General features: G+C 36.2%; 19 protein-coding genes and 1 tRNA gene. 12 read left to right on the plus strand and 8 right to left on the minus strand.

Translation table 11 applies throughout. The features are described 5' to 3' along the window. Positions 1 to 263: 263 nt before the first annotated feature. A complete protein-coding gene (gene lpxD / locus BUC06_RS08765) occupies positions 264 to 1,256 on the plus strand; it encodes a UDP-3-O-(3-hydroxymyristoyl)glucosamine N-acyltransferase (protein WP_073332598.1) in 993 nt (330 codons plus the stop codon). A gap of 129 nt (positions 1,257 to 1,385) precedes the next feature. On the opposite strand, the gene BUC06_RS08770 is transcribed toward lpxD, so the two are convergent. Continuing rightward, complete coding sequence (locus tag BUC06_RS08770) at positions 1,386 to 1,691, minus strand: isochorismatase family protein (RefSeq protein WP_228423670.1); 306 nt, start codon at positions 1,689 to 1,691, stop codon at positions 1,386 to 1,388. 195 nt (positions 1,692 to 1,886) lie between these two features. Here BUC06_RS08770 and BUC06_RS08775 point away from each other — a divergent pair, with 195 nt between their 5' ends. After that, the gene (locus tag BUC06_RS08775; RefSeq protein WP_073332600.1) at positions 1,887 to 2,603 is read left to right on the plus strand and encodes a T9SS type A sorting domain-containing protein; all 717 of its coding nucleotides are present in this window, start codon (positions 1,887 to 1,889) and stop codon (positions 2,601 to 2,603) included. A 125-nt stretch (positions 2,604 to 2,728) separates the two neighbouring features. Here BUC06_RS08775 and BUC06_RS08780 read toward each other — a convergent pair whose 3' ends face one another. Beyond that, positions 2,729 to 4,531: a POTRA domain-containing protein gene (locus BUC06_RS08780; RefSeq protein ID WP_228423672.1), complete on the minus strand. Its 1,803-nt coding sequence runs from the start codon at positions 4,529 to 4,531 to the stop codon at positions 2,729 to 2,731. A 398-nt stretch (positions 4,532 to 4,929) separates the two neighbouring features. Here BUC06_RS08780 and BUC06_RS08785 point away from each other — a divergent pair, with 398 nt between their 5' ends. From BUC06_RS08785 to BUC06_RS08795, 3 genes are all read left to right on the plus strand, one after another. Continuing rightward, the gene (locus BUC06_RS08785; protein WP_073332606.1) at positions 4,930 to 5,307 is read left to right on the plus strand and encodes a DoxX family protein; all 378 of its coding nucleotides are present in this window, start codon (positions 4,930 to 4,932) and stop codon (positions 5,305 to 5,307) included. A gap of 616 nt (positions 5,308 to 5,923) precedes the next feature. Beyond that, positions 5,924 to 6,280, plus strand: a complete 357-nt coding sequence (locus BUC06_RS08790) for a hypothetical protein (RefSeq protein ID WP_139263334.1) — start codon at positions 5,924 to 5,926, stop codon at positions 6,278 to 6,280. A gap of 56 nt (positions 6,281 to 6,336) precedes the next feature. Beyond that, positions 6,337 to 6,756, plus strand: a complete 420-nt coding sequence (locus BUC06_RS08795; RefSeq protein WP_123880294.1) for a hypothetical protein — start codon at positions 6,337 to 6,339, stop codon at positions 6,754 to 6,756. 483 nt (positions 6,757 to 7,239) lie between these two features. Here BUC06_RS08795 and BUC06_RS08800 read toward each other — a convergent pair whose 3' ends face one another. From BUC06_RS08800 to BUC06_RS08815, 4 genes are all read right to left on the minus strand, one after another. Further along, positions 7,240 to 7,566 (minus strand): pentapeptide repeat-containing protein, encoded by a 327-nt coding sequence (locus BUC06_RS08800; RefSeq protein WP_073332614.1) that lies wholly within the window; start codon positions 7,564 to 7,566, stop codon positions 7,240 to 7,242. A gap of 436 nt (positions 7,567 to 8,002) precedes the next feature. Continuing rightward, a tRNA-Arg gene (locus tag BUC06_RS08805) sits at positions 8,003 to 8,076 on the minus strand. A 64-nt stretch (positions 8,077 to 8,140) separates the two neighbouring features. Next, positions 8,141 to 9,910 (minus strand): TonB-dependent receptor, encoded by a 1,770-nt coding sequence (locus BUC06_RS08810; RefSeq protein ID WP_073332617.1) that lies wholly within the window; start codon positions 9,908 to 9,910, stop codon positions 8,141 to 8,143. Between the two features lie 104 nt (positions 9,911 to 10,014). Then, positions 10,015 to 12,978: a tetratricopeptide repeat protein gene (locus BUC06_RS08815; RefSeq protein ID WP_073332620.1), complete on the minus strand. Its 2,964-nt coding sequence runs from the start codon at positions 12,976 to 12,978 to the stop codon at positions 10,015 to 10,017. A gap of 237 nt (positions 12,979 to 13,215) precedes the next feature. Between BUC06_RS08815 and BUC06_RS08820 the strand changes: the two genes are divergently transcribed. The 5 genes from BUC06_RS08820 to BUC06_RS08840 all read left to right on the plus strand — a co-directional run bounded on the left by BUC06_RS08820 (position 13,216) and on the right by BUC06_RS08840 (position 19,060). Continuing rightward, entirely contained in the window at positions 13,216 to 15,456 is a 2,241-nt protein-coding gene (locus tag BUC06_RS08820; protein WP_073332623.1) for a CocE/NonD family hydrolase, read from the plus strand. A 114-nt stretch (positions 15,457 to 15,570) separates the two neighbouring features. After that, entirely contained in the window at positions 15,571 to 17,253 is a 1,683-nt protein-coding gene (locus BUC06_RS08825; protein ID WP_073332626.1) for an APC family permease, read from the plus strand. 141 nt (positions 17,254 to 17,394) lie between these two features. Beyond that, on the plus strand, positions 17,395 to 17,751 hold the full coding sequence (locus tag BUC06_RS08830) for an Mpo1-like protein (protein WP_073332628.1): 357 nt from the start codon (positions 17,395 to 17,397) through the stop codon (positions 17,749 to 17,751). 349 nt (positions 17,752 to 18,100) lie between these two features. Further along, entirely contained in the window at positions 18,101 to 18,448 is a 348-nt protein-coding gene (locus BUC06_RS08835) for a DUF4377 domain-containing protein (protein ID WP_073332631.1), read from the plus strand. 198 nt (positions 18,449 to 18,646) lie between these two features. Beyond that, positions 18,647 to 19,060 (plus strand): Fur family transcriptional regulator, encoded by a 414-nt coding sequence (locus BUC06_RS08840; RefSeq protein ID WP_228423674.1) that lies wholly within the window; start codon positions 18,647 to 18,649, stop codon positions 19,058 to 19,060. A gap of 163 nt (positions 19,061 to 19,223) precedes the next feature. On the opposite strand, the gene BUC06_RS08845 is transcribed toward BUC06_RS08840, so the two are convergent. Next, positions 19,224 to 20,579 carry a deoxyguanosinetriphosphate triphosphohydrolase gene (locus tag BUC06_RS08845; protein ID WP_073332754.1) on the minus strand — a complete coding sequence of 452 codons (1,356 nt, stop codon included), beginning with the start codon at positions 20,577 to 20,579 and terminating at the stop codon, positions 19,224 to 19,226. 70 nt (positions 20,580 to 20,649) lie between these two features. On the opposite strand from BUC06_RS08845, the gene BUC06_RS08850 reads away from it, so the two are divergent. Together BUC06_RS08850 and BUC06_RS08855 are read left to right on the plus strand one after the other, a co-directional pair. Further along, positions 20,650 to 21,384: a DNA-formamidopyrimidine glycosylase family protein gene (locus tag BUC06_RS08850; RefSeq protein WP_073332633.1), complete on the plus strand. Its 735-nt coding sequence runs from the start codon at positions 20,650 to 20,652 to the stop codon at positions 21,382 to 21,384. Between the two features lie 71 nt (positions 21,385 to 21,455). Beyond that, positions 21,456 to 22,079 carry a class I SAM-dependent methyltransferase gene (locus tag BUC06_RS08855; RefSeq protein WP_073332636.1) on the plus strand — a complete coding sequence of 208 codons (624 nt, stop codon included), beginning with the start codon at positions 21,456 to 21,458 and terminating at the stop codon, positions 22,077 to 22,079. A 371-nt stretch (positions 22,080 to 22,450) separates the two neighbouring features. On the opposite strand, the gene BUC06_RS08860 is transcribed toward BUC06_RS08855, so the two are convergent. Then, positions 22,451 to 22,786, minus strand: a complete 336-nt coding sequence (locus BUC06_RS08860; protein ID WP_073332639.1) for a DMT family transporter — start codon at positions 22,784 to 22,786, stop codon at positions 22,451 to 22,453. Positions 22,787 to 23,586 lie beyond the last annotated feature (800 nt).

Genomic DNA, 23,586 nt, shown 5'->3' on the forward strand with positions numbered 1-23,586 from the left:
AAAAACTCAGAGAACATATTATACTTATCAAAGTCAGACAGAGACTGTTAAAATAAAGAATCCTATGTTAACAAATCGTAATTTTAGAAACTTAGCAATTAAAATAATAATTAATTGAAATAATTTTCTTTTTTTAACGTTATATTTGCATATTTTCCGGACATAGGCCAACAATTAAATCTTATTCACCTCCTCATTTAGTTTACGGTAATTTCCTGTATAAACATTTGATTCCGACAAGGATCATAAAAAACAACCCCCTTATGAAATTATTTTCAGTATTAGAAATCAACACGTTACTAAAAGGTTATATAGTTGGTAGTACTTCTCATTCTGTTTCCTCTCCGGAGCAAATAGAACTTGCCGGTAATCATCAAATTACTTTTATAGGTAATAAAAAGTATGAAAAACTTTGGGCAGACAGTAAAGCTTCAGTAGCTGTTGTCAATAACGATATCTCTATTGAGCCCGGTATCAACAGGGCCTTTATAAAAGTTAATAATGCCGACCTTGCCATGTCTCAGGTTTTGGAATTGTTTGCCCCTCTTACTCCACAATTTGACACGGACATTCATCCTTCAGCAACAGTACACCCCACTGCTATTGTTGGCACAGGTACCCGTATCGGAGCTGGAAGCTACATTGGACCTCATGTAAAACTAGGGGATAATGTAACGATTTATCCTAACGCCACTATTCTGGATAACAGTACTGTAGGCAAAAACAGTACCGTATGGAGCGGTGTTGTGATTCGAGAAAACTGTCATATTGGTAGCCATACGATTCTGCACCCCAATGCAACGATCGGTGCTGATGGTTTTGGTTTTAAACCTTGTCCTGAAAGGGGTCTTGTAAAAATTCCACAAATTGGCAATGTGATCATTGGCAACTGGGTAGAAATTGGCTCGGGTGCTTGCGTAGATCGTGGTAAGTTCAGTTCTACTGTTGTGGGTGATGGCTGCAAAATTGATAACCTGGTACAGATAGGTCATAATTGTGTCTTGGGTAAGTTTTGTATAATGGCTGGCAGTAGTGGTCTGGCTGGCAGTGTTACCCTTGGTAATGGGGTTATTATTGGTGGAAGTGCTTCTATAAAGGATCACGTTACCATTGGCGATGGCGCTACTATAGGAGCAGGATCGGGTGTTGCAGGTGATGTCCCTGCGGGTAAGACCTATCTTGGTTACCCTGCCGCCGAAGCACGTACTACGCTTAAACAATGGGCTGCGCTGAAAAGACTTGCTGCCAATAGTTAAATCGTTTTAGAAAAAAATATAGATAGAAAAGAGAATTTGTAGTGATTTACAAATTCTCTTTTTTATTTAGTACTTTCTTTTACGGTCAATAAGTATTTAAGATGTGTCAACCAGAGATGACATTACTGGCTAAATAATGAATCCTCCTTTCAACTGAAAGTCAGCCTTTACGCTTTCATATCTTTTTACATCTATTGGCTTGGAAGCGCGCTCAATAATACTTGATTTAAATCCTAAGTCCAGGGCATCATTAGCGGTATAATAAACGCAAAAATCAGCAGCTACCCCACATACGGCAACCTCTGTGACTCCTCTTCCTTTAAGATAGTCTCCCATCCCTGTAGATTTTTTACGGCCATTATCAAAAAAGCCACTGTAGCTGTCATTTTGTTTTAAATGTTCTATGAACCCTCTATTAGGTAATCTACTGACCAACAAGTAGATTTCGTTTTCTTCCTTAATTCATGAACATTTTACTCAAACGATCTATACGCAAAGCCCCATTAATACAAGCATTTTAGACGAAAAAAAATATGTTTTTTATCACAAAAATCAAACTACCGTTTAGTTTGTTATTAAAGGTTATTCATTTAATTTTGCACGAAAATAATTCAATTTAAATTTTTATTTATGACCAAACATTTATTATCTGCCATTTTACTGTGCTATTCTGCTTTTGCTTTTTCGCAGAATTCGATAACATCAACTTCTACTGCAGCGGGTGCCACAACGACCTACACGTTTAATCTGGTTGCGGGTTCCGGTGGTCAGACCTGGAATGCTATTTCCGCAGTGGTTGTACCAGGTTCTACCCTTCCAGCTTTCGCTGGGAATGCTTCGCCTTCCAGTGTTTCCAATATTGATGTTTTCCTTAACGGATCTACTACTGAAGCCAACGGCTATTTAAGAAATTTTGGAAATGGTGAGCTGAAAATTGATATCAATCAAGCAATTCCTCAAGGTACAACGATTAAAGTGGTGATTAAAAATGTCACCAATCCTTCTGCTCCTGCCACTAATTTAACGTCAAAAATAGCCTTTCAAAACAGCAGCTATGCAAATCTGAACAGCTACTCTGCTCCATTTAACATTACATCGGGAACGTTATCTACTGTTGAACATACATCTTCAGACCATAAAATTGTATTATACCCGAATCCTACAACAGATTATATTAAAATAACCTCTGTTAATTCTAAAGAAAAATATGCGATCTACAGTTTTAGTGGACAGTTAGTTTTATCAGGGGAGTATACTGCTGATAAAAACATTGATGTACGTTCACTTCCAAAAGGGAGCTATATTCTTACCATCAGGAATCAGTCAATTCAACTGATGAAAGACTAATCGTTGATTTTTAAAATAAAAAAGCAGTTAAAACTAACTGCTTTTACCATCTCCAAGGTCTCTGATTTTGGAGATTTTATTTGCTTAATATCCTGTAAATTCTCAAGGTTTTACTATTGGAATAATTAATTTCCAAAGTTCACAAAATGAGGAATGTCTGTCGCAAAACTATTCATTTGTAAAATATTATTCCGGTTGCTGTTAAAATCAAAAACCGAATTATTATCGAAAGGAACACGGGGGTAATAAGTGAATGAAATTTGAATCCTGTTGAAAACCAAAAATGGATTATTAATTAAAACACCAACGCCTATTTTTGTATTTGCCGTGGTTTTAAGCAGTTTATCATCAGGCATCCCTAACCAGCCGACTGCTGCTGTTAAGTAGGGACTGAAATGGAAATTTTTCCAGGTTTTATTAACAAAAAGCTGAAGCTGATATCTTAAAACCAATTTTTTAGTCCCGATATAATCTGAATCGAAAACAGGAAATTCGTCTGTAGCGGAAAGATTAATTCTGTCTTTATAGGAATAATTATGCTGTGGATTTCCCAATGCCAAAGTGGGAGAAAAGAAGTGTCTAGCTTTGGCAAATTTCCAATCCATAAGATTCGTAAAATAAGTTCCTTCAAGGCGAAAAGACTCACGATTCGGGCTATCTTCATTAAAGAATCTTCCAAACTGAGCCTTCACATTGAAATAGCCCAGCTTTATAAAATCACCGTAAGACGCTGAAACTCCTAAATAAGGTTTCACGCTGCTACTTCTCGATAAAGCTCCGGCAGTTAGGTTAACCGAACTACCGTAAGCAATATCCTCCGGTAAATCATACTGGAAAATATTTTTCTGAACCGAAAAATTTCTGTGGATGTATCCTACCGACATCAGAAAACTGCTGTAAGAGCTAAAATAGTTATACTGGTCTATTCCGGGACTGTCTTTGTACTGATAATTCTGAATTCTTCCGATCAGGGCAATATTACTGGAAACCTTGTCTTTTTGATCAGATGATACGGGAATTTGATATCCACCCCACAAATCCTGGCTGTACACCTTGATCTGAACTTCCGGAAATTTGGTATCGGTCTCTATCGGCAGTAAAACATTTCGCATAAAATATTCAAAGGTAAGTCCACCGGCCCATTTTGTCAGCGGTGAGAAGAAATCTCTTCTGACATTGAAATTGATTCTTTCATTTTTCAAAAAATCTCTTTCTCCCAAAACCTGGGCATTGATATAAGAACCAAAAAGGTTATAGGCAGTGTAGCTTCCCAAAAGATAATCCTGCTTTTCTTTGGAATCGTTTCTGTAAAGCAAATTCAGTTCGTGTCCCAATCCCAATACATTTTCTTCGGTAACTCCCAGACCAATCTTGCTTCCTGAATAACTGACTCTTGGCTTTAAGCTCCAGGAATCAAGGACTTTCACCACGACATCAATAGAATCTTTGCCGGAAGTACTGTCTGAGACGCTGATATTAACCCTGTTGATAAAAGGCATGGCTCTGAGCAAACGTTCGGATTCGTAGAGTTTCTGAGCATTGTACTCCTCCCCTTTTTTGAAGAGCAAATAGTTATTGACGGTCTTATCTCTCGTATTGGCATGAAGATGATTGGTGAACCAATCGTACCATTTGGTTTTCTCTTTTTTATCTTGCGAACCATATCCAAACGGGTCAATGGTTTCGATCCGGACATTTCTGATGTGCTTTCCATTATACGTCTCCTGCGACAGCTTCTCCGTTGTTGTTCTCACGGAAGCAGAGTCCGCTTCCCTACGAAATATGAAACGGTGAATGAACTTGGTCACCTTTGTCTTATCTGAGAAATTTTCTATTTTATAATAGAGTGAATCTTTTTTTTCCTGTGCATTGAGAAGGATAAAGCCTCCTAAAAAGAAAATTAAAACTGCAAAAAGCTTGTTCATCATAACCAAAGAATTCGATAAAGCTTTTCATATCAATTTATACGCCAAGAGAAGTAAAAAACGAGGTTTTAACGGAAAAAATAAACCAGATTCAAGAAGGGAATTCCTATTTTTTATATCAGCCTTTTGATTAAGCTGCTGAATATGAAATTATTTTATATTGAAAACTCAATATTTTTGATATATAAACTGTTATGGCTTATTTAAAATATGATTAATGAAATCATTCTTGTACAGGCTTCATTTTTTTGGTCTTATTATTGAATAAGTTTTACTACCCATTCAGTTAGTTAGGTTTAGATCAGTTCAGAAGATTCCAGGAATTCTTCATCAGACTGATCCTCTATCTCAATAGAATGCCCATCAACTGAAATAAAGCTTAATCACTAAATAATACGATTATGGAAACTAAAGAAATTTCAAGAATTGCTCTTGGTACATTTTTGATCACCGCAGGCGTTGGCCATCTTACCTTTGCAAGAAAAGAATTTCAGGCTCAGGTACCGGATTGGGTTCCTTTAAAGAAAGATGACACCGTTATTTATTCAGGAATAGCTGAAATACTTCTCGGGACAGCCATTATTGCCACTCCAAAAAAACACCGGAAAACGGTAGGTAAAGTGGTCGCCACATTTTTTGCCGCTGTTCTACCCGGAAATATTGCTCAGTATAAAAACAGGAGAGATTCTTTTGGCCTTAATACCGACAATCAAAGAATGGCCAGACTCTTCATGCAGGCTCCCCTGATTGCATGGGCGTTGAAATCTACGGATGAGTAAAATTCAATACAAAGGTGACCCGAAGATCGCAACTTATTTCAAACAGCTGATATCTATAAGCTGAAATCATAGTACAAAAAAAACGGACAAGGCAGTACAAAATGCCTTGTCCGTATTATTATATGCATACTTATGACATCATCAATCAACAGGTTTCCGGCAAGTAATGATTACTAAAAGTAACCACTTCCGCTACCGAATCCTTTCGTGTAGTTTAGTATAATAATCAAACATTCTACAAACAGCCATATTATCTAAAGTAATTTTTCATCAGAATAATCTATTACCCTGCTACATCTATAATCTTCCGCAAAAAAATTACGACTCATGAATTATGTTTTTATAAAAACAAAAACTTCCTGATGAAGTCTTGGGAAATAAAATCACACGATTGAATCGTTCGGTAGCGAGAGTAGTAAAACTAAGAGATTACGACAATGAAGTAAAAGTAGAGGTCAAATATATCAACCAATTACCATAGTCAAATAATTTTTAAGAAAACAACTTCCACATGAGATTATTTTTGTAAAATATTAAAAATAAAGTTAATAAACAATATTTATATTTCTATTATATGCATTATCTTCACGTTATCAACATCAAATTATATATTTTTATGAAAAAATCACTTTTTACATTAATTTGTGCATCTACACTAATTTTTACTAGTTGCTCAAACGACCCTCATCAAGAAAAGGAAGTTCAAGACCATAATCAAATGGTAACAGCAAAGAAGTCAGTAGGCAAAACTCAGCAAGAAATCGAAAATCTTCTCAAACATTTTACAACAAAGGATTATCATGCTTCTGTTTCCGGCTTAAGTAAGGAGGAAGTGCAAAAAGATATGGCAATGAAATTACTGCCAAAATGCAAACAACTTCTTATGGAAAACGGATATACGGAAGATGATATTAATAAATTTGACGACGATTACAAAACTATTATACTTACAGCATTTAACTTAAAAAAATAATTATGAAAAAGATCTTTTTATCACTTGCACTTGTATTTGGCGCAGCTAATTGTGCCATGGCAGTCCCAACCTTTTATTATAATTTTGGGAGTTATGACGTAGAAGGTTTATTTGTCTATTATTCAAGTCCAACTAATGGAATGGGTTGCTATGATGGAAACATCCTTCCGTTGAAACTGACAAGTTCAAATGTTCTTACAAATATGTATACCGGGGTTGTAGTTCCGGCTAACCAACTTACACATGCCTATGTATGTGGTGCATCTCCCACGCCGGTATGCAGTACCACAACGGATGTAATATTTAGAGGGATGAGATTTTATACAACAGTAAGCAATTTTGCCGGAATGGCAGGAACAAGTTGTACAAATTTCACTCAGGTTCCAACACCTAACGGATGGAAAATAACAATGCCAGGATTGCAAAGTCTAACATTTATAGACATGGGGTTCATGACCCAATATATTTACCAATAAAAATAACTCAAATTTTTAATAAATAAGCATCCATATTCCCCAAATTGGAATAAAAATTTGTGATTATAAAACAAATCCTCGAATAATATCGGGGATTTTTACTGTACATAGCACGAATCCTTACGTGTTATTAAGTATTATCTATCCAATATTCTAAAAACAATGGCTAAAAGTTCTTTAAAATACCATGCGATTAACGAATGTAAAACTTAGATCTACATTATTTAGCTTTTCTCTATTTTGTTCTTTAGAAAAATAAAAGTTTAAAAAGCTTTGCTAAATACAAAAAACGGATCACCTTATTAATCGTCCATTTTTATATTTTAATCTATTTTAGCCAAATGACCAAATCACATTTTTTTCAATATTATCACTGATTACTGAAAAAGATTTTTCCGTGATTTCAAATTGAGTATCGTTAATTATATTATCACTAAAAATAATATTAGTAAAATTACATTTCTTAAAATTACATGTTGTGATTTATGCATCCATTATTTCCGCACCTGCAAAAGAACAAGCTATAAAGGAACACAATGTAAATGATGTACTATTTAAATTAGATTTTGTAAAATCAACATTTTTGAAGGTACATTCATGAAATGAAGTTTGAACAAAATATGTTGAATAAAATGATATTTTATTAAATTCAATGCGACTATACATAGAATTTACAGATATCAGGTCATCCAGATTAATATCGCAAACAATCAAATCTCTAATTTCTATTTCATTAAAACCAGGCAGATCATCGGTCTTGTAATCATTTTGCTCTTTTATAGCACTGTATAAATTAAATACATTTTCCATTTTTATTAAAATTTCACATTTATTTCTAATATTATTGACAATTCTTCTTAATTTAAATTAAACCATTTTCACAATATCATCAACTTCATTCATAGCTACTGAATGATTCATACCTGCACTAGCGCCGTTACCGCACGAATCCTTTTGTGATATTTAATATAATACATTAAACTTTCTGAAAGAATGTCTTTGCATTCATTCCCAATAAAAGTATCCGGTCAATCTACAACAGCAAAACTTATGAAATACAATCCTTCAAGATTATTTAATTTCTAAGTGAGTTATCAACTATGTTTTGAGAAAGATAAAAATTTATTGAGAAAGTCTTTAAAAATAAAGCCACATAATACAATTGTGCGGCGACGAGAACCCAAATATAAAAACCTTTTAAACAAAATAACCCACTGTAAAAACAGCAGGTTATTTATTTAAAAGGTGACCGCGAAGGGATTCGAACCCCCAACCCTCAGAGCCGAAATCTGATATTCTATCCAGTTGAACTACGCAGCCAGTGGTATGAGTAATTGGTCATCAATTGTGTAATACTACCGATCACCAATCACTCATTTTTTTATTAGAAAGTAATTTTCACTCCTCCTACAACCTGCGCGCCTAAGACTTTATAGCCTTTATACGTTTGGTAGTTTGAGTTCAGAAGATTGTTTCCGAGTGCAAAAATACTGAAATTTTTGTGAAATTTATACTCTGCGGAAAGATTTAAATCAGCATACCCCCCAACTTTATCATTTTTGTTCTCTGTAGACTGGTAAACAAGGTTTGGATTGGCAACCCCTTCGATCGCGAAAGAGTTTGTGGTTCTGTCACTTGCAAAGATCCCTTTGAACCCTAACAGTAGTTTTTTATCCAGCATGGTATATTTTGCTCCGATGTTTGCATTCACTAAAGGAACGTTATAAATATCGGCATAATTCTTCAGATCATACTTTGTAAACCTTACTTCTCCATCTAAAACCAGATTTTCAAGTGGGAAATACTGTACGCTTCCCTTAATATCGCTTACATTTCCGTCATCATACACAGCAGAGAATGTATTTGCAAAATTATAAGCAGAACGGTTCAAAGTATAGACATTATCGAAAAGATTATTGCCCTGGAAGAACATAATATCCCTCATTTTTCCGTAACCGGCAGAGAAGTCGTATTTAAACGTTTCGTCGATATCTCCACGTAAACCTACGTAAAAGTGATATTGCGTCTCTGTTGGCTTTAAAAACTGGTCAGAAAGGATGAATGGGTTCGCCTGAAGAAGATCTCCGTACGTATTAAGCTTCAGTCCACCGTCTACACCACCATAGAATTTAAATTCTTTAGCGGCAGCCACCTGAAACTCAGCCTGCGGAAACCAGTAGGTTTTGTTATTTTTCACTTCTCCACCCAATGCATCATTTGAATTCTTAGCGTTCAGGAATGAAAATCCGGAACCTAACATTAAGTAAGAATCTCCTTTTCTGAAGGTTACTTTTGGAGTAAGGCTTGTATTAAAGAAATTGGAAGAGTTTTTGTTGACAATCGCAAAATCTGTTTTCACTGCTTCTACGCCAACGCCTAAATCTGCATTCAGATTAATTCCTGACTTCCCGATCTCCACTGCATGCTTTGAAAGATTCGCCAAAATGGAAACCTGATTTTCCTGTGCATCAAAATGATCTTTCAGGAAAGATGATTTTACCCTTACATCGTTTAAGATCTCATTGGAATAAAAATCATAATATCCGTTTACTTTGAACTGGTTGACTCTTTGCTTCAAATCTACATCCGCAGCGGGAGTCAGTGCATAAATTCCGTAGTATCTGTTATTATCCAAAGCGTATTGGGCATTCAAGTTGAATTTTCCTTTTTCGCCGTATGAATTTAAGTACGCTCCAATAGCGGTAGAACTCTGCTTGGAATCCCAGTCATATTCTTTTTTCAGACCTAAAGTGGAAAGGAAATGGAAATCAGCTCCTACTTCCAGTTTGTTATCAAGGGTTTTGGAAATATTGGCATCACCTAAAATTTTCCCGAAGTTGCCCATTCCAAACTGCACATAGTTGTTCTGAGCTGTCCCGTCGAATTTTGGAGTGACATCCTGTCCCTGAATCGTAGATGTTTTGAAATCCGAAACCGCAGGCACATCGGTGATGGTATACTTCACAGGATTCTGGGATTTCTCTTCAGGCGGATAATTTTTGATGGTCTCCACAGAGGTCTTCTTCTTCTCTATCTTTTTCACCTCCGGTTCCCGCTTCTTATTAAGAATCAGTTTTTCCTCCTTGATCTGGGAGAACGCAAACTGCGAAAACCCTAAAAATAATATGGATAATAATTGAATTTTTCTGTTCATTGCTCAATATTTGTATTAATGTATAATGTCGGATGTATAATGTATGTATTGGATTGTACTTTGTACTTTGTACATTGTACTTCTTACATTATACTTTATACATTTTACTTTTTAATCTGCTTTTTAACCTCTTTTGCTTCCGCTACGATCTCAGGGAAATCTTTGTAGTTCTCAATGATCTGGTCACACGTATAGCTTGCCTGGTAGTTATCTTTCAGCCCAACATAGTTTTTAGCCATCAGCACCAAAGCTTTAGCTCCCCAGTAATCTTCAGAGGCATAGTTATTCGCCAGTTTAAAGATCGTCTCATTGGAAGACTTGAATGCTTTTCCTTTGTTCTGATAATAAGCTTTTGCATACAATGCTTCTGCTGCTACCGAGGTATTGGATGATTTTTCAAGAGAAGTATACGCTGATTGCGCGTCTTTATCTTTCCCTGAATTCATTAAGCTTCTCGCTTTGATCACTTTCGCTGTTTCCATAACCGCGGCAGAGTTTTTCGTGTTCACAATTACTGCATCTGCCAGTTTTTCAGCCTCAGAGAAGTTTTTCTCCGCGGCGTATAATTTCATCAGTTCTACATTAGCATAATTTTTAATACTGATGTCTGAAGAGTTTTTGATATTCTCAAGATACTTTTTAGCTTCCGCCGTATTCCCCTGAGCCACGAAGATCTGTGCCAGACGGGTCTGCGCATCATCCTGATAGTCGTTCTGTACAGAGGCTACTTCCTGAAGAACAAGAAGCGCTTTGGTAGCATTATTGGTTTGATAGTAGCTTTCTCCCAACTCGTATTTAGCCTGATAAAGACCTTCTCCGGTAGGATTCTGCGTTAAATATTTTTCGTAGTATGAAATCGCGTTTTTGTAATCTTTCTTCGTGAAATACTGCTTTCCGGTCGATAGATTAATCTCATCGATTTCAGAAGCCGCTACATTCACCCCGATATTTTTAGCAAAGCTTTCATATCCTGAAACGTCACCGTTTTTAGTGAAAATAGGCTTTGCCGCCTGGACGATCTTTTCAGCATACGCCGTATTTTTATATTGCTCTCCAAGAGATTTAAGCTCAGAAAGTGCTTTGTCAGTTTGATTCTGATCAATATAATTCTGTGCTCTGTAAATCGACGCATTCGCAATAAGATCCTTATCCGAAGAAGTTTTGATCACTTTGGCAAAATAATCATTGGAGTTGGCAAAATCATCCTGTGCGGAGTAGGCAGTTCCTATTTCATATTGGGCATCATCGTAATATTCAGAATCCGGATATTTGGATAAAAGATTTTTCAGATTGGTGATCTTCGCCTGTGTATCGCCTTTAAATCCTAAAGCCATTGCTTTTTGGTATAAAGTATAGTCTGTGGCATCTTCATTTTTATCATAAATGGCAATCGCCTCGTTCAGGTCATTATTCGCGTAATGAATATCTGCCAGACGAAGTTCTGCATCATTTTTAAATTCAGGCTTGGGGTTGCTCAGATACTGCTTGAAATACGTCTGTGCCTGATCGAACTTTTTAGCTTTAAAATAAACATAGCCCAAATCGTAAGGCAGCTGCTGCTTTTCAGGGAAGGTTTCGGTAAGAAGTTTCTCATAACGCGCAATGGCAGACGGATAGTTTCCTTTCTGGTAATACACCTGTCCTAACCAATACAAGGCTCTGTTGTAAAATTCTTTGTTGATATTAAATCCTAAACTTCTCAGGAAATACCTTTCCGCTTCATCATAGTTTCCCTTGTTGAATTCTTCTGTTCCCAATAAATAAGAAACCTCCTGATCCACTTTGTTGATCTCTGGCGTAGAATTCTGAAGCCTGTCGATCGCGTTCAATGTTTCTTTATAATTTCCGGAATACAAATAAGATTTCACAAGAAGTGATCTCATTTCCGGTGCATTCGCATCATTCTGATGGTCGTTGATATAGTTTTGGATCACCCCGGAAGGACTTTCAAAAGGGTTTCCGATATCATAACTCAGTTTGGCGTATTGTTCATGAGCCAGTTTTTTAACCTTAGCATCATAATTCATCTGGTAAGAAGATCTGAATGCCGAAAGGGCTTCCTGCTTTTTATCTACCGCCAGATAAGCGTTTCCTAATTGATAGTAAGCATTCTGCGCCAGCGCTGAATTGCTGTTGACAAGCTGGTTGTAATAAGAAACCGCTTCATCATATTTTTTAAGCTGAGCCGCCACAAATCCCATTTCATAAAGATCGTTTTCAGAAGGATTCTGCTGTACGCTCAGATAATCTTTCAGGTGCGGATAAGCCGAATTATAGTCATTTTTCATAAAATAACTTTCCCCGATGATCTTATGAACCTCTGCTTTATAAGAATCTGAAATACTTTCGCCTAATAAAGCTGTTCCTTCAGAAATAGCCTGGTCATAATTCTTATCGTTGTAGTACATTTGTACATAATAAGGACGTACCAGTTTAGAGAATTTAGGCTGATCTTTCACAGAATCAAAATACTGGAAAGCTTTATCATTCTGACCACTTGAATAATACAAATGTCCAAGCATATAAGCGATGTCTCCTTTTTGGGATTCGTCAGCCGTTTTATATACTTCTTCCAGAGCATCGGTCGCCCCTTTGGTGTCACCGGTCATGAACTTAGCGTATCCCAGTTTCAAAATGTACTGTGTATTTTCTTCTTTTGAAAGCTGATATTGATTCACTTTTTTCAGTGTCTCCAACGCTTTGTCAAAATCTTTTTTAGCTAAATAATAATCTGCCAGCGGAAGATTTGCCTGAGCAAAATAAGCCGAATTCGGATATTCTTTCATGAAGGCCGTCAATCCTTCTTCTGCATGATTTTTCTGAAGAATCACCCCGATCACATTATCAAAAAACTGCGCTGCCTCTTTTCTGGATCTCGACAAATTCTGATTATAGAAATATTGTCGTGCATATTCGAACTGAGAAGCATTGTATATTTTAGTCTGATAAAGATTTTCTGCGAGATTGAACCTGTAATTTTCCTGCTGTGTAAAGTACTGTGACTGTTGCGCTTCGGAAACTCCGAAATAAAGTACTGCAGCTGAGAGAAGTATTTTTTTTGAATTCATTCTTTTTTTGAATAAAAAGATTAGTCTATATAAGGTAACGAAAATATTAAAAACTTATTGTTTAAGCAAGTTTTAAAGGTTTAATAACATAAATTAACAATTGACTCCATTTCACTGTTTAATGATAAAAAATGATTACTTTAGTATGATAAAACGTGAACAGATATCAAAAGAGCATCATCAAAACTATAATTTGATAAAATCCTCATTCTTCATCAGCTAAAAACATACCAATACATGAAAATTAAAATACTTTTAGCATTAATCTTAGTCAATCTCATACAGGCTCAGAAGTTTTACTTTCCCAAAAATGCAGTCTCCGACTCTGCTGTTCTTGAAAAACAACTCCCGATGCTTGCCTCAAAAATGATGACACAGCCCTCGTTGATGAAACTAAAGAATACCAACAGGCTGGCTTACCTGGACAACCTTTTCCGTTTACAGATCGTTGCCCGTGATTATAAAAAATCAATCGCCACCCTGTCGGATTACCGGAATGAATTTGCTGCTCACAACATGGCCGGAAACAAATTCATTGCCTATGAATTTTACAGTGGGGCGAAAATAATGGAGACGAAAGAAAAACTTAATTTCCATGATGCCCTTCAAAAAGCATTCAATAAAAAATATGAAAGCCTGCCGGATCAGCTGATCACTAAAGTAGGGATCGCAGTAGACGGAGATGTCAATGCATCAAGAAAACTTCTGAAGGAAACATTGGACAAGCAGAAGGATAAGGACAGCATCGACTATGGATCGGCACTGGCTTTATGTAAAAATTATCTGAGTTATAAAACCTTTTCACAACTTAAGCCTCAGATTGTACAATGGGTAGAATTAAAAGACAAGGAAAAATTTATTACCGAAACCAAAGATCTGAAAACAAAAAACGGAAATACCCTGACGATCACTATTGTCAGAAAAAAAGAAAATACCGCTCCCCTTCCCGTCATCCTTACCAATAATATCTATGCAGGACCTATTGATGCTGTTTTTGGCAAAAGAGCAGCGGTCTATAATTATGTAGGTGCTGTGGTGAATACCCGTGGCAAAAGAAACAGTAATGATGAGAATAATCCTTTTGAACATGAGTCACAGGATCTATATGAAGTGATCGACTGGGTCAGTCAACAACCGTGGAGCAATGGGAAAGTCGGGATGATCGGAGGAAGTTATTTAGGCTTCAGCCAGTGGGCCGTGGTCAAGAAACTGCATCCGGCCTTAAAAACAATTGTCCCTCAGGTAGCAGTGGGAGTTGGAATAGATTACCCTGCCCAAAATAATATTTTCATGAGCTATATGCTGCAATGGATCAACTATGTGACGAACAATAAGCTTACAGATGAAGCAGATTTTAATAATTTCAAGAAATGGGATTCTATTAATACCGCATGGTACAAAAGCGGAAAATCATTCAGATCTCTGGATACCATAAGCGGTAAACCCAATAAGATCTTTCAAAGATGGCTGGATCATCCCGGCTACGACACCTACTGGCAGAAAATGGTTCCCTATAAAGAAGATTTTGCCAACATCAACATTCCCATTCTGACAACAACCGGATATTATGACGACGACCAGATAGGCGCTCTATCCTACTTTAAATCCCATCATCAATATAACAAAACTGCCAATCACTATTTGGTTATTGGTCCGTATGACCATGGTGGAGCCCAGAGCTTCGGGTATACTTACGTAAATGGAACAGCAATAGATCCTGCAGCCAGAATAAGCATTGATGACCTCGCTTTTTCATGGTTCGACTACATTTTGAAAGACGGCAAGAAGCCCGCGCTGTTAAAAGACCGTATTAATTTTCAGGTGATGAACACCAATACCTGGAAACATGTTCCGACTTTGGAAAAAATGCATACTTCAACTCTTAAATTTTATCTTCAGGATCACAAAGATGCTCCATCGGTATTTAATCAGCCTGCACAGAAAAATTTTGTTAAACAATCTGTTGATTTTAAGAACCGGGACCCAAAAGAGACCTACCGCAAAGTAAGCAAAACAGACAGTGTAAAAACCACCAACTCCGTATATTTTGAAAGTGAAGTTTTAAAAAAAGATCTTATCATCAGTGGAAATCTCGCAGGATTTTTCAATGTTTCCATTAATAAGAAAGATTTTGATACAGATACCTATTTGTATCAGGTGAATCCCCAGGGTAAGACCTTTTTATTATCAACGCATATCGTGAGAGCGAGTTATGCCAAAAACAATGCCGTGCGCCAGCTTCTTGAGCCTGGTAAAACAGAACAGATTCCCATAAAAAACTCCATCTTCATCAGCAAAAAAATAGAAAAGGGAAGCAAACTGGTCCTATTGGTTGGGGTAAATAAAAATCCAAGCTGGCAGATTAATTACGGAACAGGAAAAGATGTAAGTGATGAAACGATCAAGGATTCCGGTGAACCGCTGGAAATAAAATGGTACAATGACAGCTATGTTGAAATACCTATTTATCAAGAATAAAGGCATTTACCCTTTATAACCTTAACCTTTTTAACGAAATATTATGATTACAGCCAACACAAAAATAAAAAATGATTACATTTGCTTTTTTTCAAACTCAAATATAAATATTGAATGAATCAACTTTTCAGAAGGAAAAACTATTCAGCAACAGATACATCTACTAGTCTTTTAAGGGTTTTAGGTGTTTGGGATATTGTTTTTTTTGGTATTGCGGCCATTATTGGAGCAGGAAGTTTCAGCAGCTTAGGTGAAGCAGTTTTCAGAGGGGGCCCCGGAGTTATTCTACTTTATTTAATTTGTGGTTTTGCCTGTGGTTTCACCGCATTATGCTACGCCGAATTTGCCAGTCGAATCCCTACAGCCGGCTCTGCCTATACCTACGCTTATGCCAGTTTCGGGGAACTTATTGCCTGGGTCATCGGATGGGCACTGATCATGGAATATTCTTTCGGGAATATTTATGTGGCTTTTTCCTGGTCAGATTATTTCACCAGCTTTTTAGAGCGTCTGGGCATGCATATTCCGGATTATCTTACCTGTAGCTATACGGAAGCCCGAAAAGCTTTCCAGAATGGTTCCGAGAATAAAGAATTGTTAAGCGCATGGAGTAATGCACCTCTAATAGGCAATTTAAAGTTCATCGTTGACCTGCCTGCATTGGTGATCAATGGTCTTATCACATGGCTTTGTTATGTAGGGGTAAAAGAGAGTAAAAACTTCAACAATTCTTTAGTTATTTTAAAACTGGCAGTCATTGTTCTGGTAATTCTTGTAGGCTTTGCTTATATCAATACAGATAACTGGACGCCAGTCAATCCAGAAACACATGTCGCCTCATTCATGCCCAACGGTTTTGCCGGAGTTATGAGTGCGGTTTCCGGGGTTTTCTTTGCATACATTGGTTTTGACGCATTAAGCGTTTTATCCGAAGAAACAAAAGATCCCCAGAGAACACTTCCGAAAGGAATGATCATTTCTCTGGTACTTTGTACGGTCATTTATATTGCTTTAACATTGGTTCTGACGGGAATGGTAGACTACAGGAAGTTTGATGGTATCGGAGATCCGCTTTCATTTATATTCGAAAAATCAAATGCCAATGTGGCCTGGATGGAACTTGTGGTTTCTTTCGTCGCTATTGTAGCCATTACCACCGTATTGTTGGTATTCCAGATGGGACAGCCGAGAATCTGGTATGCCATGAGCCGTGACGGGCTGATGCCTGAAAAATTCAAAACGGTACATCCGAAATATAAAACACCATCATTTGCTACGATCGTTACAGGTATTGCAGTGGGAGTTCCTATCCTTTTTACAGATAAAACATTCATTCTCGATTTTACAAGTATCGGAACCATCTTTGCTTTCGTACTGGTTTGTGCCGGGGTTTTAATGCTCCCTGCAAAACAAAAGGTTAAGGGTACGTTTCACCTTCCTTATATTAATGGTAAAATCATATTCCCAATTATTTTTATCGGTGGACTCATCGGTTTCTATATGTGGCAGCCTGCATTTTTCAATCATCTGACCGATTGGAGCGATCCTAAAGAAGGAGAATTCAGAGCTTCTATTTTGGTTTTTATCCTGATCAATCTGGTACTGTGTGTCTTTACCTTTATTAAAAATTTCTCTTTAATTCCTCTGATTGGTCTAAGTTCTTGTTTATATCTTCTCACAGGAATGAGCCATGAAAACTGGTTCTGGTTCGGGCTTTGGTTTGCTTTAGGTCTTATCATCTATTTCTGCTACGGTTACAGAAACAGTAAACTTAGGAAAGAAACAGATTCAAAATAGGAATTACACCATAGACAATATATTAAAAGGCAAATTGGCAATCAGCAATTTGCCTTTTTTCTTTTCAGCTTTTAAACTTCCCATCAAAAAATCGGCAGAATTATTGCATAGATTTCAATGGATATTATAAACTAATCAGCCATGTCAGAAAGAATAAAAACGTACCCGGAATTTTATCAGTTCTATCTTACCGAACATAGTAAAACAGGAACAAGGATCTTTCATTTCATCGGAACACTTCTTGTATTTCTCGTGATCTGGTATGTAATCAGTTCAGGAAAGGAAAGGTTCCTGTGGTACATCCCCATCTTCGGATATGGCTTTGCCTGGTTCAGTCATGCCGTTATTGAAAAAAACAAGCCTGCTACTTTTAAGTATCCTCTGTGGTCGCTGATATCAGATTTCAGATTATTTTTTGAACTGTTGATTGGTAAACAAAAATTCAGAGGGATTGCTCCGGACCCAAAGGAAACTGAGAATCCTGAAGCTTCCAATTAATCTATTATTCTTACATCATAAAAGGTGAATTAGGTTTTTGATTGAATAGTTACCATTTAAAAATATACTTAAAGTAAAAGATTTTTACAGATAAGTTTCTGAGGTGTGTCAGGAAAAAGATGACCAATTGAAAATTTGGTTCCAAATATTTTTCGTAAAAAAACAAATATCTTGAATTTTGCGATTTTCATTTTGAACCAGATTATTCTTCGTATCATTTGGCATTGATGCTCTTTCGTTAAATTTTTACATGAGGTTAAATTAAATCATTAAAAACTAAAAAATAAGAGAAAAACGACATGAAAAACTTCGGCACAGTAATTGCGAACTAAGCTTTAAAATAAAGTTTATGAAAATTATAGCAACCATTCTAAAAGGAGTTGTTCCCGCAGCAGCATTATTCGCAATGACCCAATGTACTACTATGGCCAACACTGCCGGAGCTGACGAAAAAACGTTCATCGTAGGACCTGAAACTGCAGATTGTACCGGAGTAGCCCCGATGAAATGTTTGCAGGTAAAAGAAAAACCTTCAGAAAGCTGGACCAATTTCTATACAAACATTGAGGGATTTACCTATGAGCCGGGATATGAATATGTTTTGAAAGTAAAAACAGAAAAGATCGCCAATCCGCCAGCTGACGGATCTTCTATAAAATATACACTGATTAAAGAGGTTTCTAAAACCAAAAAATAATATGAAGAACTCCCGGAAATTTCCCGGGAGTTTTTTTATGTTCAATTCCCACAGATTATGGCATTCTTATGTCAGATCGATGATCACTTACTTCCTCTTTCTGTCTTGATTATTATCTTTATAGTTATCGACTTGTCCTAAATTTATTTAATGCAATATTGTTTCATAAATAAAGATTATATTTGTTACTGCAACAATATGGCATTAATCATATTGAAATTTACAGAAAATATGAAACAGTCGAGAAACACAGCAGCAAGAACGGAAATAACAAGGCTTATCCATGAATCCGGAGTAGCTTTGTCTCATGCAGAATTGCAGGTTTTATTGGATGGACTCTGCGACCGTGTAACGACTTACAGAGTATTGGACAGATTAATGGATGAGGGCATCATCCATAAAGTAGTAGATATTGACGGTACCATAAAGTACGCGGAATGTCATACCTGTACCACAGAAATTCATCATCATGACCATCTTCACTTTAGTTGTGAGCAGTGTAAGACTGTGACTTGTGTAGAAGATGTTGAACCCAAAATCAAATTACCTGTAACTTATAAAGTTCATAAAATCAATCTTACGGTATCCGGAATCTGTCCGAATTGTCAATAACAATGGAATATTATGTTTCTTAGTGCCTTGAAATAAGTAAGCTCCTTTTTGTTCTTAAACACGAATTGCACAAATATTTTCACAAAAGACACGAATATCCCTGAAGCAGTAGTGACATTCGTGTCTTTTGTGGTAATTGTGGCTAAAATAAATGCTGACAAAATTAAACTGTCATTCCAATATCAATTCCTTTAATTTTTCTGTAAAGATCGGTGGCAAAATTATCGGTCATTCCTGATACAAAATCAATTACGCCAAGCACTTTCTGGTAGTCGGTTCCTTCTTCATAAACAAATTGTTTCGGAAGCAGTTTCAGGGCTTTTATATCATATGATTTTCTCTCGTGTCCCGGTTTCAGGATCGAAGGAATGAAATGATCGAGAAGTTCATACATTACATTATATCCTGCATTTTCGATTTCTACAACGGCTTTATGGTTGTAGATTTTTTCAATGGAGAATGCTTCAATGTCCTGAAGAGCGCGATTTTCGGATTTATAGATATCAAGCAGTCCATTATCAAGATTTCCCTGAAGAATGGTTTCAAAATTATTCTTGTAAATTTCAAGCGATTTATTGATCAGGGCATTGATCGCTTTTGCTCTCAGATATGATATTTTCTCATTTTCATTGGAAATGGAAGACAGCTTATTTTTCACCTTGTCCATATCACTGCTTTCAGACTTGATCAGTTCAAAAAACAGGTTTTCACAGTCTGAAGTGGATACAATTCCCAATCGGTGGGCATCTTCCATATCAATAATATTATAACAGATATCATCCGCAGCTTCTACCAGCCAAACGAAAGGATGTCTTTTGAATATATACGGTTCTTCGTTTTCTATAATTAAATTCGTTGCTTTGGCAATTTCAAGGAAGATCTCTTTCTCATTCTGGAAAAAACCGAATTTTTTCCTGTGAATAATTCCTTTCTTCTTGGCAACAGCTTCGCATGGATATTTTGCAATACTGGCAAGCGTGGAAAAAGTCAGCTGAATTCCACCTTCATCTTTTCCCTGCTGGCGCTGAGCCAGAACCCTTATCGCATTGGCATTTCCTTCAAAATTGACCAGATCTGCCCATTCTTTCTCATTGAACTTTTGCTTCAGGTCTTTTTCATTTCGTTCAAAGTAGCTCGCAATCGCATCTTCCCCTGAATGTCCGAAGGCAGGATTACCTACATCATGACATAAGCAAGCGGCAGCAATCACGTTTCCTAAATTATGAAGATAGAAGTTTTTTGAATCTTCTGTAAGGTCATTTTTATAGGTATCAAAGATAAATTCACCAATAATACTTCCCAAACTTCGGCCTACTGACGAAACTTCCAGCGAGTGTGTCAGCCTGTTGTGTACAAAAACACTTCCGGGAAGAGGAAAAACCTGAGTTTTATTCTGTAGTCTTCTGAACGCTGAAGAAAAGATAATTCTGTCGAAATCTCTCTGAAAATCAGTTCTTGAAGCTTTAGTATGCGGATTGTTCCCTGTACGCTGATTCGTGTAAATCTGGTTTAAATTCATCATTTTTCAAAATTACTCCAAATTTTATTTTTACGGAATAGTATTTGAACTTTTATTGAAAAGCAACACCATGCCTGAAGGACCATCCATACTTTTAATGAAGGAAGATCTGCTGCCTTTTGTCGGAAAAACCGTAACAGAAGCCGGAGGTAATGCTCCATTCGATAAGGAACCACTGATTGGCCAAACCCTTCATGAGATCCGTACTTTCGGAAAACAGACCTATCTTGTTTTTGATAAGTTAGCGATCCGTATTCATTTATTGATGTTCGGATCTTATGGTATTGACGAACAGACGAAGCCTGACAAAAGCTTACGTTTATCGCTTTTTTTCAAAAAAGGAAGCCTGTACTTTTATACCTGTTCTGTAAAGTCTGTAGATCTGGAATTTCTACATACTATAGATTGGGAAGCGGACATTATGAGTGATCTCTGGAATCCAAAAAAAGCAGAAACGAAACTGAAATCCAAACCTGAGATGATGGTTTGTGATGCGTTGATGAATCAGGATATTTTTTCGGGTGTAGGAAATATTATTAAAAATGAAGTGCTGTTTAGAATTGGAGTACAGCCTGAAAGTTTAGTAGGAAATCTACCTGCAAAAAAACTAAAGGAACTGATTGCTGAGTCCAGAAATTACAGTTTTGACTTTTTGGAGTGGAAACGTGAATTTATTTTAAAGAAAAAATGGCTCGTTCATACCAAAACAGTTTGTCCGAAATGTGGTGAAAAACTGGTCAAAAAGCAAACGGGACTCGGAAAAAGAAGAAGTTTTTATTGTGAAAAAGACCAGAAGCTTTATTAAGATAAATATTTGAATTTAAATCAATATTAAAATTCGCGAAATGCTTAAATTTGGTTTAAATACTATAAAAAATGAGCGATACCTGGCTGGACCGATGGAATGAAAGATACAGCAGCGATGAATTTGCCTACGGCATAGATCCCAACAATTATTTAAAAGAACATATTGAAAAGCTCAATCCCGGAACGATTCTCTTTCCTGCAGAAGGAGAAGGGAGAAATGCTGTTTTTGCTGCAAAGCTTGGTTGGAAAGTGTCTGCTTTTGACATCAGTGAAGAGGGAAAAAACAAGGCTCTACAACTAGCGAAAAATAATGAAGTAAAAATTAACTATCAGGTAGGTGAACTGGAAACCCTGGATTTCCATACGGAACAGTTTGATGTGATTGCGCTTATTTACGCTCATTTTCCTGCGGACATGAAATCATTCCTGCATAAAGTTCTGGACCAATACCTGCGCAAAGGAGGTTTGATTATTTTTGAAGCTTTCAGTAAAAGTCACCTTGAATATGTGACAAAAAACGAGAAGGTAGGCGGACCGAAAGATATCGGATCCTTATTTTCAATTGATGAGATTAAAGCAGACTTCCCGAATTATGAGGTTATAGAACTGGAAGAAAAAGAAATTGAACTTCGCGAAGGTCTCTTTCATAATGGAACCGGATCTGTCATAAGATTTACGGGACGAAAAGGATAAAAGAAGGGCGGAATTATTAATAATTTAAGAACCTGGATTTAATGATCCGCCTGAATATCTAACGAAAAAAGCAGTTTTTTATACGTCTCCCAAAAAATGACAGATGAAAACCGAAGACACGGATGACAGCGGTACCACGCGCCCGGGTTTTTAATAAACAAGAATCTTTTAAAGACTATATTTTTGAAGCGAGCTACAACTTCAGAAATTGAGATCAATTGCCTTTTAAAGGGAAAAACTAAAAAAAAGTCATTAATCAAGGGTCAACAAGATGATCATACAGATCTTTACCATTGGGATAAACCTATCTCTACTGAATATAAAGAAGTCCTTTTTTTATTTTAAATTTTTCAATCATTAAATAAAAACGCTTAATGTGTCCCCATCTTTGAAAACACATTAATCACGATCACTCCTATCACGATCAGTACAATTCCTATGATTGCCGGCAGATCCGGAACCTGCTTAAAAGCAATAACTCCAATAAGGGTTATAAAAACAATTCCAACACCGGACCATATCGCATACGTTATTCCTACAGGGATCTGTCGCAGCGTAATGCTTAAAAAGTAAAATGCGGCAGCATAACCTACGACAGTTACTAAGGAAGGCCAAAGTTTTGAAAATTCTTCAGATTTTTTCAGAAAAGTTGTTGCGATGATCTCAAATATGATCGCTAAAGCAAGAAAGATATAGCTGCGTCCCATAAAGGTCTGTTTTTTTTACAAAAATAGGTAAAATGGCTTCCTTTCATGATAAAAAAAACTGATAAAATCACGATGAGATTACCTTATATTGTTTACAAAATAAACTTCATAATAGTTTATATCTCAATCCTTTCCTGAACGATCACCACATAAAATCTAAACCATTAAAATATTAAAATAAATCCATACTTAGTGATAATTAATTAAGCATCCGGTTTTAAATTACTGAAATGAATTAAATTACACTGGCTTAAAAAAGTCTGACAGTAGCCGTTTGAAACCTGTCATTATTTCATACATAAGTGACAAAATTATCAATTTTATGACATTTAATTTTGTCACACTTCAAAAAGATGAGAATAAAATCGGATCTCAAATAATAAGTTTTATTAACATAATATTACTTTCACTTTCCAAAATCTGACATTTAAAACCAACGCTAAAAGTGATTAGTATGCATCGCATTTCTTATTTTTTGTTTTATCAAGTCCAATATAGAAGTGCTCAAACCTTTGCCGATTTTTTATTTTTTTTCAGATAAGACAATAAAGATATTAATAAATTCATAAAAACATATTAATTTTTTGTAAACAAACACTTAACAATAATTAAACTTTTAACCACATAACACACTGATATACATCATGATTATTTGCTTTGGCACGTGATTTGAAAGTTGTAATATTGCAATTAGAAAATTGATAAAATAATCACAAATAACTAAATAAAACAAAAATGGTAACTTACATCGGAATCGCAACATGTGTAGTAGTATTCGCTTCTTACTTTATGACAGTAAA

Source organism: Chryseobacterium carnipullorum, assembly GCF_900142785.1.
Classification (GTDB): domain Bacteria; phylum Bacteroidota; class Bacteroidia; order Flavobacteriales; family Weeksellaceae; genus Chryseobacterium; species Chryseobacterium carnipullorum.

Coding starts and splice junctions, on each gene's coding strand:
- BUC06_RS08840 (WP_228423674.1), top strand. CDS start 18,647: ATGGCATTAATCATATTGAAATTTACAGAAAATATGAAACAGTCGAGA.
- BUC06_RS08790 (WP_139263334.1), top strand. CDS start 5,924: ATGAAAAAATCACTTTTTACATTAATTTGTGCATCTACACTAATTTTT.
- BUC06_RS08785 (WP_073332606.1), top strand. CDS start 4,930: ATGGAAACTAAAGAAATTTCAAGAATTGCTCTTGGTACATTTTTGATC.
- BUC06_RS08855 (WP_073332636.1), top strand. CDS start 21,456: ATGAGCGATACCTGGCTGGACCGATGGAATGAAAGATACAGCAGCGAT.
- BUC06_RS08775 (WP_073332600.1), top strand. CDS start 1,887: ATGACCAAACATTTATTATCTGCCATTTTACTGTGCTATTCTGCTTTT.
- BUC06_RS08860 (WP_073332639.1), bottom strand. CDS start 22,786: ATGGGACGCAGCTATATCTTTCTTGCTTTAGCGATCATATTTGAGATC.
- BUC06_RS08820 (WP_073332623.1), top strand. CDS start 13,216: ATGAAAATTAAAATACTTTTAGCATTAATCTTAGTCAATCTCATACAG.
- BUC06_RS08830 (WP_073332628.1), top strand. CDS start 17,395: ATGTCAGAAAGAATAAAAACGTACCCGGAATTTTATCAGTTCTATCTT.
- BUC06_RS08845 (WP_073332754.1), bottom strand. CDS start 20,579: ATGAATTTAAACCAGATTTACACGAATCAGCGTACAGGGAACAATCCG.
- BUC06_RS08810 (WP_073332617.1), bottom strand. CDS start 9,910: ATGAACAGAAAAATTCAATTATTATCCATATTATTTTTAGGGTTTTCG.
- lpxD (WP_073332598.1), top strand. CDS start 264: ATGAAATTATTTTCAGTATTAGAAATCAACACGTTACTAAAAGGTTAT.
- BUC06_RS08795 (WP_123880294.1), top strand. CDS start 6,337: ATGGCAGTCCCAACCTTTTATTATAATTTTGGGAGTTATGACGTAGAA.
- BUC06_RS08800 (WP_073332614.1), bottom strand. CDS start 7,566: ATGGAAAATGTATTTAATTTATACAGTGCTATAAAAGAGCAAAATGAT.
- BUC06_RS08815 (WP_073332620.1), bottom strand. CDS start 12,978: ATGAATTCAAAAAAAATACTTCTCTCAGCTGCAGTACTTTATTTCGGA.
- BUC06_RS08825 (WP_073332626.1), top strand. CDS start 15,571: ATGAATCAACTTTTCAGAAGGAAAAACTATTCAGCAACAGATACATCT.
- BUC06_RS08850 (WP_073332633.1), top strand. CDS start 20,650: ATGCCTGAAGGACCATCCATACTTTTAATGAAGGAAGATCTGCTGCCT.
- BUC06_RS08835 (WP_073332631.1), top strand. CDS start 18,101: ATGAAAATTATAGCAACCATTCTAAAAGGAGTTGTTCCCGCAGCAGCA.
- BUC06_RS08780 (WP_228423672.1), bottom strand. CDS start 4,531: ATGATGAACAAGCTTTTTGCAGTTTTAATTTTCTTTTTAGGAGGCTTT.